This window comes from Pelistega sp. MC2 (assembly GCF_900099475.1).
Lineage (GTDB): Bacteria > Pseudomonadota > Gammaproteobacteria > Burkholderiales > Burkholderiaceae_B > Taylorella > Taylorella indica.
In genome coordinates this window covers 485,247-498,830 of the sequence record NZ_LT628274.1, presented here as the reverse complement: position 1 = coordinate 498,830, position 13,584 = coordinate 485,247, and the positions used below count along the sequence as shown (strand labels likewise).

The window sequence follows — 13,584 nt, the reverse complement described above, 5'->3', positions numbered from 1 at the left end:
AGTAAAGGAGAATAAAATGAGCCGCAAGATTGCCTATGTAACAGGTGGTATGGGTGGTATTGGGACAGCTATTTGTCAGCGTCTAGCAAAAGATGGGTTTAAAGTCATTGCTGGCGCAGGTCCAAGTCGTAATTATCAAAAATGGCTAGATGAACAGGCGCAATTGGGATATACATTCTATGCTTCTGTGGGTAATGTTTCAGATTGGGATTCCACAGTAGCTGCTTTTAATAAAGTTAAAGAAGAACATGGAGCGGTGGATGTTCTTGTCAATAATGCGGGCATTACACGTGACGGTGTATTTCGTAAAATGAGTTTAGAAGATTGGACAGCAGTAATGGATACCAATCTTAATAGCTTATTCAATGTGACTAAACAAGTGATTGATTCAATGTATGAAAAACGTTGGGGACGCATCATTAATATCAGTTCTGTGAATGGTCAAAAAGGTCAATTTGGTCAATCTAACTACTCTACAGCTAAGGCAGGTATCCATGGTTTTACAATGGCATTGGCTCAAGAGATGGCGAGTCGTGGGGTAACAGTGAATACGGTTTCTCCAGGGTATATTGGTACTGAAATGGTTCGTGCTATTCGTCCAGAAGTTCTTGAGCAAATTGTTTCAACCATTCCTGTTCGTCGTTTAGGAACACCAGAAGAAATTGCTTCTATTGTTTCTTGGTTAGCTTCTGAAGATGCTGGTTTTGCTACTGGTGCAGATTTCTCTGTAAACGGTGGCCTACACATGAGTTAATGATAGGAAAGTAGTTAATGACTAATCTAACTATGCGTATTATTAAAAAGTATCCTAATCGCCGGTTATATGACACAGAATCAAGTGCCTATATTACCCTCAGTGATGTAAAGCAATTAGTGCTTGATAATATGCAATTTCAAGTAGTTGATGCTAAAACTGGTGAGGACTTAACGCGCAGTATTTTATTGCAGATTATTCTAGAGCTAGAAAGTGGTGGTGTGCCCATGTTCAATGCGAATATGCTTAAGCAAATTATTCGTTTTTATGGGCATGCCATGCAAGGTGTTATGGGGATGTATTTGGAAAAAAATATGCAAGCATTTGCAGATATTCAGAATTCCCTCACGGAACAATCTAGATCTTTATATAATCAGCCATTTAATCCTGAAACATGGTCACAGTTAATGAGTAATTTCCAAGTGCCAGGATTAAACAATGCCATGAATGCTTACGTGGAACAGTCTAAAAATTTATTTTTGCAAATGCAAGAGCAAATGCAAAACCAGACGAATACTCTTTTCAATGCGTTTAATATAGATAAAACAGAAAAGGAAAATAAGTAATATCAGTGTCTAGAATTCCTGTCAGTTTACTCTTAGGAAAAGCAGAACGGGTTAGATTGTCGATTAAAGATAATTTAACCCAAATTTTTGCATCCAGTGTATTTGCTCCATTGCGTCACAGCATTCCTTTAGCTCAAGGTGTTTGTCTATGTTGCCAATTGCATAATGAGACATCAGAAACACTAAGGAATCTTTTTATGCAAGCGTTACAACGCAAAATCCAACCTTTTCAGCATCTATTTTTAGACTGTCATGAAAATATCGATCCAGCGAATATTATTTATACATTAGGACAGGAGTTTTTTTTAAAAGAACGTTTTGTCTATGAGGCTACATTATTAGTGTTGGAGCCATCTGATATATTGATGATTGCTACGTCAACTATAGATACGAGTTTGTATAAGCTATTAAAAAATACAGATGCTATTGTAGTTGATGAGAATAAAATTGATAGAGAACAATGTGATTCATTTTATCAGCAGCTAGATCAGCTTTATCGGCAGTTTACATCATTGAGTCCACTTTTAAAGCCTGCAACTATTATACGGCTGGCTCATTTTGAAGAAGATTATCTTCAAGCGCGACAAGATTGGCTACTGAGAGAGCATCAACTCAAAAAACATCGTTTATTTCTATAACTTATTAAAAATTACTTTAATATTGCATAGATTTATTTTTATCCATTCATAAAGCAATACCCTATACATAAAAGTATTCTACAATATGGGGTTTAGTTAATTTCATCATTTTTCAGGAAAATTTACAGTGATTTCTACGGCAAATCTGACTATCCAATTTGGTCCTAAACCTTTGTTTGAAAACGTTAGTGTTAAGTTTGGTGGAGGCAACCGCTATGGACTTATCGGTGCTAATGGTTCTGGTAAATCAACTTTCATGAAGATTATTGGTGGTGATTTAGAGCCTACTTCAGGTAATGTCTCTTTAGATCCTGGTGTACGTTTAGGTAAATTACGCCAAGATCAATTTGCTTATGAGGATTGCCGAGTCTTAGATGTGGTCTTGATGGGGCATAAAGAGATGTGGGATGCTATGACAGCAAGAGATGCTATCTATGCTAATCCAGAGGCGACAGATGATGACTATATGAAAGCAGCAGAATTAGAAGCAAAGTTTGCTGAGTACGATGGGTATACAGCAGAGGCTAGGGCAGGAGAGTTGTTACTAGGCTTAGAAATTCCTGTTGAGCAACATAATGTACAGATGAAAGAGATAGCACCTGGATGGAAGTTACGTGTGCTTTTGGCACAAGCCTTATTTTCTAATCCAGATGTATTGCTGTTAGATGAGCCAACCAATAACTTGGATATTAATACGATTCGTTGGTTAGAAGGTGTGATTAATAGCTATCAAAGTACGATGATTATTATTAGCCATGATCGTCACTTTTTAAATCAAGTTTGTACTCATATGGCGGATTTGGACTATGGTGAAATTCGTATTTATCCGGGTAATTATGATGATTATATGTTGGCATCTGCACAAGCAAGAGAGCGTTTAGTTGCTGATAATGCTAAGGCAAAAGAAAGAGTAGCAGAATTACAAGATTTTGTTAGACGATTTGCAGCAAATAAATCAAAATCTCGTCAAGCTACGTCACGCTTAAAACAAATTGATCGTATTAAGTCTGAACAAGTTGAGGTTAAGCCATCATCTCGTCAAAATCCTTTTATTCGATTCGAACAAAATAAAGTGATGCATCGTTTAGCTGTTACAGCAGAACATGTATCAAAAGCTTATGATAAACCAGTGATTACCGACTTTTCTGCAATGGTAGAAGCGGGCCAAAAAATAGCAATTATTGGTGCTAATGGTGTGGGTAAAACGACCTTATTACGTTTATTTGCACAAGATCTGCAACCTGATAGTGGCGAAATGAAATGGTCTGAAAATGCCGATTTGGGCTATATGGCGCAAGATGTTTCAGAAGCTTTTGCCAACTCTATGAATGTGTTTGATTGGATGGCTCAATACCGTCAAGCGGGTGATGAGGATCAGCAAATTCGTTCTGTATTAGGGCGCTTATTGTTCTCAGCGGATGATATCGTTAAAGATGTAAAAGTATTATCTGGTGGAGAGAAAAACCGAATGTTTTTTGGACGCTTAATGTTAGGTAGACATAACGTCTTATTAATGGATGAGCCAACTAATCACTTAGATATGGAATCTATTGAGTCGTTACAGCTAGCATTAGAAAAATTCAAAGGAACACTTATTTTTGTCTCTCATGACCGTGAGTTTGTCTCTGGCTTAGCGACTAGAGTTATCGAGATCTTGCCTAATGGTGAACTGATTGATTATATGGGTGGCTATGAAGAGTACCTGGCATCACGAGGTATTGAAGGCTAATGGCTATATAATACGTTAAAGGTAAGCTAACTTACTTTGTAATCGCCTAAGTAACTGATATGTATACGTTAACGGCTGAGGTTTCTTTTGAAGAAACGATTAAAAAAAGTCTATTTATTTGTCATGCTGCGCCTGTAGAAACCGTAGAACAAGCAATGAACTTTTTCCAACAGCATAACCAAGCAGATGCTACGCATAATTGTTGGGCATTTAAGCTGAAGGATAATTATCGCTTTAATGATGACGGGGAGCCAGGAGGTACGGCAGGGCGTCCTATTCTGCAGGCGATTGAAGGACAGGACTTAGTGAATGTGGCAGTGCTGGTTATTCGTTACTTTGGTGGTATCAAGTTAGGTACTGGGGGACTAGTTCGAGCTTATGGTGGATGTGCAGCTAAGTGTTTGCAATTAGCCGAAAAAAATAAGATTATTCCCATGACTAAAGTTATATGTAGTGCCGAGTTTTCTGAAATGGCCATGCTTAAGTCTAGGCTAATGCAACCAGGTGTAGCGTTATTAACCGAAGACTTCAATGATCATGGTGTTACTTGGACGCTTAGTATTCCAGATACGGAACTAAGTACGCTAGAACAGCTCTATATTAATTTAACAAGAGGTAAAGGAAGCTGGTCTGTTTGAAGAGATAGTGACGGAAAAGCAGAAGCTTAAGTAGTGAGTTACTTAAGCTTCTATTTCTGTATGACAGAAAAAACGATGTAATAGAGCAATTGTTTCAACAATACGCTCATCGGTTAGATAATAAATACGCTCTCTATGCTTAATTTCACAGGCGACAAAACCAGCTTCTTTTAACAACATTAATTGATTAGAAAGAGCGGCTTGTGGCATATCTAGCAGATGAGATAGCTCAGTTACATTATGACGCTGTTCATGCAAGCTACAAAGAATAGCTAATCTATTTGGATTGGCGAGAAGCTTTAAAAATTGACTAGCTTCATCGCATTGAGCACGCATTTCTTGCGTATTAAGCATAGAACATTGTCCTTTTGTGTTGTTATCATATGGATGACGACAGAGGGTATCCATTCTTCAAAACGTATAGTTATAACATATACATCAGCAAATTGTTGATAGACTGAGAATTAGTTTTGCAAATAGTTACGATTCCATGGCATACCTTGTAATAAACGAGCTAATCCACAAAAACCTGTGATACCAGCAAAGAGTAAGCCTGCACCAACAAAACCACTGATGATGAAAAATGCGAGATGAATAAACCAACCAGCTAATACACCCACTAATATCATTAAGCCTGCAGCAATTTGTACTTGTCGCATTAGTTCTAATGGTTGTTTTTGATCTTTATAGGTGCTTAAACCTGCTTTTTTCCAACCATCAATACCATCTTGAAGGATATAGCATTCTTTGCCATTTGCACATTGACTAAGCAATGCGGCAGCACCACCAGTTCTCATTCCTGAGCGACAATGAAAAATAATAGTGGAAGCTTGTTCTGCCTCTTGTGGTAAACCATTGGTAGAAAGCTGTTCAGGCGTGCATTGAACAGAATTTTGGATATGTTCACGACGATATTCATTAAGCTGACGAATATCGATCAACAAGGCACCTTCTTTTAGTTTTTGTGCAACATCATTTGGACTAAGAATGCTAATACTCATTAATAACCTCTATATCTGGAAAAAACTACTTATTTGTATTGATACCTAAGAGTGAATAAAGAGCACAACGAGAAAAAATACCAGTAGCCAACGGAATAACACCAATCCAGCCCCAAGCACCAATATTTCCGTTTAAGGTTAAACCAATTAAAACTAAACCTAAAATAATGCGAATTGCACGGTCAATTGTTCCTACATTTACTGGCATATCATTCTCCTAAAATATTCAAAAAATAAAATATTAAATTTATTATATATTAAAAATAATTGATATGTAAAGAGAAGGATATGTATTTATTGAATAATTAATAATGATAAAAAAGAAGTTAAGAAGTGAATGAGAATAGGGAGCTATTAGTAAACAATCATTAGAGTTTAAGTAGTGAGAGAATACATATTGATAGAACTGATATATAGGAAATAGTGGATAGTGTTTTACAACGGTAGGATAAATGAGCGAGCTGATGGTAGAGGTCAGAATAGTCAAAATGACACAGAAAAAGAGACATGTTCATCGCTGTAACAAATAAAGCTAGAGCAGATGGTCAAACGATATAGAAGAAGAGGTAAAAGAGTGGGGCTAGAGCGCTAAGAGAGCAGAATGTAGAATAAATAGAGAGAATTAAAGAGTTAGGAAAGAATAACAAAAAATCATAAAACAAAATAGCTTTGTGCATATCCAATGTATATACCCAAAGCTAAGGGGGGTTAAAGATAAGCTATGTATTTAAGCAGGCTTAGATTCGTTCTTTTGCTGAGCTGCAATTTCCGCATGAACTTTTGCCATATCAAGTGCCTTGACTTGAGTGATAATATCTTCAAGGGCAGCAGGAGGTAATGCGCCTGCTTGGTTAAATAACATGACTTTTTCTCTGAAAATCATCAGTGTAGGAATAGAGCGAATATTAAAGCTCGCTGCTAAACCTTGTTGTTCCTCGGTATTTACTTTGGCAAAAACAATATCAGGATGTTTTTCTGCTGCCGCTTCAAATGTTGGAGCAAATTGACGACATGGGCCACACCACGGTGCCCAAAAATCGATGATAACAGTGTTAGTATCCGTTAATACAGAGGCAAAATTGCCTTCATTTAGCTCTTGAACAGACATAATATAAATCCTTTTTCTGAGTGGTTAGCGAATTACCTATGTATTATTGGGTAGTTTTCGATATTTTCAAGTTAAGCTGAAATCATCTGTTATCTCTTAAGAGAATAAAGGAAAAAGATTATCAATGTGAGCATAGAGAATTAGTTGATTAGTATATGGTTTTTGTAAGAGGTATTTTGGTTTTTATATAAGCTCCTTTATGTAAGAGGTGAGTTAATCAGGTTTTAATCAACACTATCTCCGTAAGAATAAGTCATACCCTGATATTTATTGCATAAAAGAGTCTATATCTATAGTAAGGCTAAGCTTTATACAGATTTATATAAACATATTAAATATATATTAATAATATGTTTAATATGTGTTTTTTATTGATGACTTAATGAGTAGTTAAATAACTTAGCTATATATTTATCAATTCAAAGAGTTAATGATAAAAAAATAGAAATCCCCTCTGATGCGTAAACATGAGAGGGGACTAACTATCAAAAATCGTCTATTTAATGATTCAATGAACAAAATGACTCAATTAATAGCTACTAAATTCCTAGACTTTATTAAGTGCAGCCAAGCATGCATCAATCGATGCTTTTTGAGTAGCCGCATATAATGCTAGTTCATCTTGAACTTTGGCGCCTAATGCTTCTTCAAACGCCGTGCGATTAGATGATTCATCATAATGCTTTTGTGCTGTACCTCCTAAGTTTGATTGGAAAATACCAGCAGCTGAAACAGGTAGAAAATCCTCATAGACAATCGGTTCAATACGAATAAGCCCATCATTTAAGAGTTGCGGTAAATCTGCTATAGAGACTGTCTTGTTAGGTTTTGCTCCTTCTACTGGGTAATAGTAGAAATAGGCAAGGTCTTGTGCTTGCAATTCAAGATACGTATCAGGAAAAGGTTCGAACGTTTTACTTAATACAGTCATGTATGCATCAGGATTATCCTCAATACGCTGTCCTTTTGTGGCAATACGAGTTTTATTTAATAACTCATCATATAATGCTCGACCTTTTGCTGTTAGAGCAATACCACGTTGTTCAATTTCACCAAATCGTGCTGTATGGCTACCGTCCACTTTATTATCCGCATCGATAAAAGAAACGGCTTCCTCTAGTGCTTTAAAACTTGTTTGACGTAATAGAATTGGACAGTTTCGACGAGGAGGGCCTTCAATAATTTCTTTAGGTGGAATACCTCGTTTACTCATACCTATTTGAACTTCATCAATATCTAAGGTGCGAGGTGTTAGATGGTTAATGTGAGGTCCTTTGAAAGCAACAACATCGGCAATTAATCGATGCTGATCATGTAAGGCTTGATAAATATCTTTTGACACTGCAGCTTCTTTGTGCCAACGGAATGTTTCCAATACTTCTTGTACAAAAATTTCTGCATCTTCCGCAGATAGTCCCCCTTGTTGTTCAGACTTTTCCGTTAATTCAATAGCTTTATCTGTGAAGATATTGCGGTTGGCTAAAATATTAGTTGCAGTTTGTCGAAGCTCTTCGTTATCAATAAGTTCTAAACGCAATAGAGAGGTAAAGATGCGGAATGGACTTTTATTTAATGACTCGGCTTCGATAGCACGAAATGCTGTGGAATGTACAGGAACGCCAGCAGGGGCTAAATCATAATAGCCTACAGGAAACATCCCCATAACGGCAAATACTCGACGAATTGTAAAAAGTTCTTCTGCTTTACCTAAACGAATAGCACCATGACGTTCTAAGTCTAAACGAGGTAATTCACCTGTTTGAGTCAGTTGATTTTTAATTTCAGGAGATTTTTCTAAAACACTTTTATTAACATCAGAGACAAGGCTAATCAAATCGCCATAAAGAGGTACCTCTTTTTGATACATATCTGACATCAAAGCAGAAAAGCGCGATCGAATTTCGTCAGGGTTTAAAAAATGAGACATTGTGTCGCTCCTTCTAGTAATTGTTTTTCTAAAGATTTAAATTTTAAAATCAGCATATTCTTTAAGAATGTCTGACAAAATAGTGAGTCCTTTCTCTAATATTTCTGGCTCAATAGTGAGTGGAGTGAGCAAGCGAATAATATGTCGACTTTTACCACTAGGCATCAATAACAAACCACGTTCACGAGCAGTGACTAATATTTTACTTAAGAGGGCTGAACCTGCACCAAATTCTGGGTGATATAACTCTATACCACGCATGGCACCTACGCCAGTTAGTCGACCTAACCATGGCGTTATGTTTTGTTCTTTCCATTGATGGTATGTTTTTTCAATTGTCTCTTCATAGTGTTTTGATGAGCTAAGGAAAGGTTCACTCTGCATAATGGAAAGAGTAGCTGATGCTGCTGCACAAGCAATAGGGTTACCTGAAAAAGTCCCCCCTAAGCTACCAACTGGAGGATAATTAACTAAGTCAGTTTTGCCAATGACAGCTCCCAAAGGCATACCACCAGCAATACTTTTGGCCAGTAACAGAAGATCTGGCTCTATACCTAAATGCAAGAAAGCGAATGGTTTGCCTGTACGACCGAAACCAGATTGAATTTCATCGAAGATGAGGATAATGCCATGTTTATGGCAGAAATCACGAAGATATTTGGCAAAGTCAATATCCAATAATTGGAATCCACCTTCTCCAAGAACCGGTTCAACAATAATAGCCGCAATTGTGTTGATATCTACTTCTATTTGAGTTAAACGTTCCAAAGCAGCTACAGCAGTCTCTTTGCTGATACCGTTATCCTTACTTGGGAACGGGATATGATAAACAGGGCCTGGTAAATTGCCTAAGCCTTGTTTATATGGATTCACTTTACCATTTAAATTGACCGTTGCTAATGTACGACCATGAAATCCTCCATCAAAAGCAATCACACCTGTGCGTCCTGTTTTGATGCGTGCAATTTTTAGTGCATTCTCTGTGGACTCTGCACCACAATTAGTAAGCATCCCAGCAAGCTCACCACTCATAGGGATAAAATCTACTAACTCTGCCATGAACTTTTTATATGGTTCATGCTCTGCGGCATTAAATGCGTAATGGGTCATTTTAGTGGCTTGCTCTTGGATGGCTTGGACAATAACTGGATGACAATGTCCGAGGTTGAGCACTCCAATGCCACCAACAAAATCAATATAATGCTTGCCATCAGTATCCCAGACTTCAGCATTTTTTCCGTGAGAAAGAGTGATTGGGTGAACTAGACCTAGTGCTGTGCTAATACCTTTTCTATTCATATAAAAACCTTTGTAAAACATATAATCTCAATCAAGTAGAGAGAAATTATGGTGATAGTCGGAAATAGTCGTTTAGTCGTTTAGCCGTTTAGCTTGACGTCTTTGAACTCTGCCATTTTTCTGTTTGGTCTACTACTTTTGCAGCGACTAAATCTCCAGTGACATTACCACATGTAAAAATCATATCAACGAGTGAGTTAATGCCTGCGGTTAGGGCAACAATTTCAATCGGTAAACCTGCTTGTGTAAATACGATTGACATACCGATTAAACCCGCACCAGGCACACCAGCTGTACCGACAGCGGCCATTGTGCCAATAAGTACGATAGAAACTAGTTCATTGAAAGATAAACTAATTCCCATAATTTCGGCAGCAAAAATCACAGCCATACCAAATCGTAGGGCAGTACCATTCATATTAACTGTAGCACCAATAGGTAAGGTTAATTTAGCCACACGCTCTCCAATGCCTGCTTTTTCTGCAGAACGAATGGTGATAGGTAAGGTACTTAAACTTGAGCTAGTGGCAAATGAAGTAAAGACAGCTTCTTTAATGTCACGATAAAATTGGATAACTTTAACGCCAAATAATTTTAGAATGATTGGATAGACAATCACTAGCAAAGCGATAACACCAATATAGGCAGTACCAATAAATTTTCCAAGAGCAATCACGGTATCCATACCTTGACTTCCTATGGTATTCGCAGTAATCCCCATGACACCGATAGGCGCATATTGCAAGATGCCAGCTAAAATTTTAGAGACGACTTCATTACCTGCCTCGATAACTTTGTAAATTAATTCACCCATTTCTCTTTGTTGAGCATTATCAGCGTGACGCAAAAAGAGAATCGCTAAACCCACGACAATAGCGACAAATACGACAGCAAGAATATCGCCATTTGATAGGGCGCTGAAAATATTACTCGGTACCATATTGATTAATGTATCAATAAACTTTGGGCTTTTTGGAGGGGTAACTGTTGCTCCTTCAGGTAGACTTAAGCCAACACCGGGGTGGGTAATTTGGGCAATGGCAATCCCTACAAAAATCGAAATACCAGTAGCAATGAGATAGAAGGGGAAAACCTTAGCGCCAATACGTCCTAATTCTCTAGGGTTTGAGTGGTTAACTGCAACGATAAGTGATAGCACAACTAAAGGAATTACTACCATACGTAATAAATTTAAAAATAGCTTGCCTAAGGGAGCTAATACGCTACTACCTTCCCCAAAGATGAATCCAAATAAAATGCCGAGAATAAAGCCTACCGTCATTTTCGACATAAAGGATTTATTCAAATACCATGACCAGATGTTCATATTGTGCTCCTATTTTTATATAACCACTTAATATGGTTGTGTGTTTTTTATTAATGTACGAAATACTGTACGAAAAGCAAAAGCTAGTAATTTTTATAGATTAAGGACAATATTCTTTTATGTTTGAATTATTTAAAAAATAAGGATTATCCCTAAAAAATGTTATGTCTTGTAATAAGAGAAATTTAATGGATGTAGTGATATTTAACAAACGAAAAAATAGACTCATACTATTCCGATTTGGAATATAGTAAAGAGAAAATTTCCAATGCCTATACAGAACAAGGACTGTACTAGCTCTCCGAGGAGTGGAAAGGTTCAATCCTAAAAAACTTAGGGATTATCATATGTTGCATATAAAGTGTTTTGGATAAACTGTAAAAACCGTGACAACATTATGACCACTTTTTTTAGGAGGTATTCTTATTATGATAAAAGTAAAATTATCTAGTTTAGCGACTGCTTTAGGGTTAGTGTTATCAGTTTCTGTGGCACAAGCTGAGGTAGTAAAAATCGCTGTCGTTAGTCCTTTTACGGGGCCAGTTACTCAGTATGGTCATATGACTCGGGATGGGGTAATGACTGCCATTGAAAAGATTAATGCTGAAGGGGGTATTAATGGGAATACTTTTGAAATGGTGGTGGTTGATGATGCTTGTGAACCTAAACAGGGACCTACTGCCGCTAATACGGTTGTAAATCAACAGATAGGTTTTGTTATTGGTCCATTTTGTTCTGGGGCGATAATGGGGGCTGCACCTATTTTTAATGAGCAAGGCGTAGTAATGATTACTCCTGGCGGAACATCTCCAACGGTGACCGCAGGCAAAAATTATGAAACAGTGTTTCGGTCAATTGGACGCGATGACCAACAAGCACCTGTAGCAGCCAAGTATGTGATGGAAAAGGTAAAACCTACGAAAATAGCCGTTCTTCATGATAAACAAACCTATGGTCAAGGAGTTGCTACGTATACGCGTGATAATTTAAAACAACTAGGTGGTAATGTCGTAATTTTTGAAGGTATTAATGCAGGTGAATCGGATTATTCGTCTGTGATTACAAAAATGAAATCAGCAGGTATAGATTTTGTGTTTTATGGAGGGCTCTATCCTGAATTAGGCTTACTATTACGTCAGGCTCGTGAGCAGGGGTTGAAGGCACAATTTATGAGTGCTGAAGGAGCTGTTGGTACAGACTTAAACGCTGTTGCTGGAGATGCTGTTGAGGGCTTATTAGTGACCTTATCTCCTGATTTCTCATTGAAGCCAGAAAATGCTGCAATTACTAAATTATTCCAAGAGAAGGGGCGTGATCCATCGGGTACTTTCCAAATGACTGCCTATGCAGGTGTTCAGTCTATTGCAGCAGGTATTAAAGCAACCAATAGTACTGACCCGATAGAAGTAGCGAAATGGTTGCATGGTAATAAAGTTGATTCTGTGGTTGGTCAATTAAGTTGGGAGCCATCAGGAGATTTGACCTCTTTTGACTTCCAAGTGTTTACATGGCACAAGGATGGTACTCGTACACTCATGAAATAATCAAATATTGCTAGTAAGGTTAGCTTGCTTATTAGGCAAGCTAACCTTTATTTTTTGAATGGTTTAGCTTTTATTCTCTTGAGCTAATATAGCGGCGGCAAGATCCTCTAAAGCATTTCCCACGGATTTGAAAATAGTAATTTCAGTATCACTAGTGCGACCAAGATGCTCTTTTTTACATAGCTGAGAAAGGTTAGCCTTGATGTCTTCTGCTTTTATCACGCCGTTATGGATGGGAGAAAGCAGATCGCCCGCTTTTAATAGTGCCTCTTCGGTATCAATAAAGACGGATGTGTTTTTGAAACAAGAGTCGTCAGTTTCTCGCATATCAGGTGTAAAACTACCAATTAAGTCTAGATGTACACCTGGTCGTAACCATTCCCCTTTAATAATTGCTTGTGTAGAAAGTGTTGCGCAACTAATAATATCCACTTGCTTAGCTGTGGCCTCTAAGTCATCGGCATAATGCGCATTAAAACCTTGATGGTTTAATTCTTTTACTAGTTGTTCGGCATTTTGCTGAGTTTTACTCCATACATAAATAGTTTTTAGAGGGCGTATAGCTTGATAGGCTTGAGCAATTAAACTAGCGACACGACCTGATCCAACAATTAGTAGAGAATTAGCGTCAGGACGACTTAAATATTTTGCTGCAAGTGCAGAGGCTGCCACTGTTCGGCGAGAGGTAATCACATCACCGTCAAACATAGATTCAGGTTTACCAGTTTTTGCTGAATATAGTAGGTAGACAGAGTGTAAGCCAGGTAAATGATAGTCGTGATTATGAGGGAAAACAGAAACAGTTTTGATACCCAACCATCGCTCAGATTGCCATGCAGGCATAATTAATAATGTTCCTAATGCTTCATTGTGTTGATTATTAATTTTATGAGTATGTCTAAGAGGAGCTTCGCAACCTTCAATAAACATTTTCTCAAGAGCATTAATTAAATCAACAAAGGGGAGTGCTTGTTCAGTTTGTTGGGCGTCAAAAATCTGCATATGATATTCCTAAAAGTATTATTTCAAGATTAAAGCTTTATAAAAATCTTT

Annotated in this window: 14 protein-coding genes; 6 read left to right on the top strand and 8 right to left on the bottom strand. The window is 37.5% G+C overall.

The features are described 5' to 3' along the window. Window positions 1-16: 16 nt before the first annotated feature. The 5 genes from phbB (at window position 17) to BQ4443_RS04120 (ending at window position 4,325) form a co-directional block, all read left to right on the top strand. Window positions 17-754, top strand: a complete 738-nt coding sequence (phbB, locus tag BQ4443_RS04140) for an acetoacetyl-CoA reductase (RefSeq protein WP_023950141.1) — start codon at window positions 17-19, stop codon at window positions 752-754. A gap of 17 nt (window positions 755-771) precedes the next feature. After that, window positions 772-1,320, top strand: a complete 549-nt coding sequence (gene phaR / locus BQ4443_RS04135; protein ID WP_071058162.1) for a polyhydroxyalkanoate synthesis repressor PhaR — start codon at window positions 772-774, stop codon at window positions 1,318-1,320. A gap of 5 nt (window positions 1,321-1,325) precedes the next feature. Continuing rightward, window positions 1,326-1,958, top strand: a complete 633-nt coding sequence (locus BQ4443_RS04130; protein WP_071058161.1) for a GTP-binding protein — start codon at window positions 1,326-1,328, stop codon at window positions 1,956-1,958. A 127-nt stretch (window positions 1,959-2,085) separates the two neighbouring features. Then, window positions 2,086-3,687 carry an ABC-F family ATPase gene (locus BQ4443_RS04125; protein WP_023950137.1) on the top strand — a complete coding sequence of 534 codons (1,602 nt, stop codon included), beginning with the start codon at window positions 2,086-2,088 and terminating at the stop codon, window positions 3,685-3,687. A gap of 59 nt (window positions 3,688-3,746) precedes the next feature. Continuing rightward, the gene (locus BQ4443_RS04120; protein WP_071058160.1) at window positions 3,747-4,325 is read left to right on the top strand and encodes an IMPACT family protein; all 579 of its coding nucleotides are present in this window, start codon (window positions 3,747-3,749) and stop codon (window positions 4,323-4,325) included. A 42-nt stretch (window positions 4,326-4,367) separates the two neighbouring features. Here the strand turns inward: BQ4443_RS04120 and BQ4443_RS04115 are convergent, their stop codons facing one another. The 7 genes from BQ4443_RS04115 to BQ4443_RS04085 form a co-directional block, all read right to left on the bottom strand. Next, window positions 4,368-4,679: an ArsR/SmtB family transcription factor gene (locus BQ4443_RS04115; protein WP_071058159.1), complete on the bottom strand. Its 312-nt coding sequence runs from the start codon at window positions 4,677-4,679 to the stop codon at window positions 4,368-4,370. Window positions 4,680-4,789: 110 nt separating this feature from the next. Continuing rightward, window positions 4,790-5,326 (bottom strand): rhodanese family protein, encoded by a 537-nt coding sequence (locus BQ4443_RS04110; protein WP_071058158.1) that lies wholly within the window; start codon window positions 5,324-5,326, stop codon window positions 4,790-4,792. 25 nt (window positions 5,327-5,351) lie between these two features. Beyond that, window positions 5,352-5,534, bottom strand: a complete 183-nt coding sequence (locus tag BQ4443_RS04105; RefSeq protein WP_023950132.1) for a YgaP family membrane protein — start codon at window positions 5,532-5,534, stop codon at window positions 5,352-5,354. A gap of 519 nt (window positions 5,535-6,053) precedes the next feature. Beyond that, the gene (gene trxA / locus BQ4443_RS04100; RefSeq protein WP_023950131.1) at window positions 6,054-6,434 is read right to left on the bottom strand and encodes a thioredoxin; all 381 of its coding nucleotides are present in this window, start codon (window positions 6,432-6,434) and stop codon (window positions 6,054-6,056) included. Between the two features lie 547 nt (window positions 6,435-6,981). After that, entirely contained in the window at window positions 6,982-8,361 is a 1,380-nt protein-coding gene (locus BQ4443_RS04095; protein WP_071058157.1) for a 2-oxoadipate dioxygenase/decarboxylase HglS, read from the bottom strand. 36 nt (window positions 8,362-8,397) lie between these two features. Continuing rightward, a complete protein-coding gene (locus BQ4443_RS04090) occupies window positions 8,398-9,660 on the bottom strand; it encodes a 2-aminoadipate transaminase (RefSeq protein WP_031274845.1) in 1,263 nt (420 codons plus the stop codon). An 88-nt stretch (window positions 9,661-9,748) separates the two neighbouring features. Then, window positions 9,749-10,987 carry a dicarboxylate/amino acid:cation symporter gene (locus tag BQ4443_RS04085; protein WP_256330880.1) on the bottom strand — a complete coding sequence of 413 codons (1,239 nt, stop codon included), beginning with the start codon at window positions 10,985-10,987 and terminating at the stop codon, window positions 9,749-9,751. 428 nt (window positions 10,988-11,415) lie between these two features. On the opposite strand from BQ4443_RS04085, the gene BQ4443_RS04080 reads away from it, so the two are divergent. Beyond that, entirely contained in the window at window positions 11,416-12,531 is a 1,116-nt protein-coding gene (locus BQ4443_RS04080) for a high-affinity branched-chain amino acid ABC transporter substrate-binding protein (RefSeq protein WP_023952832.1), read from the top strand. A 63-nt stretch (window positions 12,532-12,594) separates the two neighbouring features. On the opposite strand, the gene BQ4443_RS04075 is transcribed toward BQ4443_RS04080, so the two are convergent. After that, complete coding sequence (locus BQ4443_RS04075) at window positions 12,595-13,533, bottom strand: bifunctional Delta(1)-pyrroline-2-carboxylate/Delta(1)-piperideine-2-carboxylate reductase (protein ID WP_023952830.1); 939 nt, start codon at window positions 13,531-13,533, stop codon at window positions 12,595-12,597. Window positions 13,534-13,584: the final 51 nt, after the last annotated feature.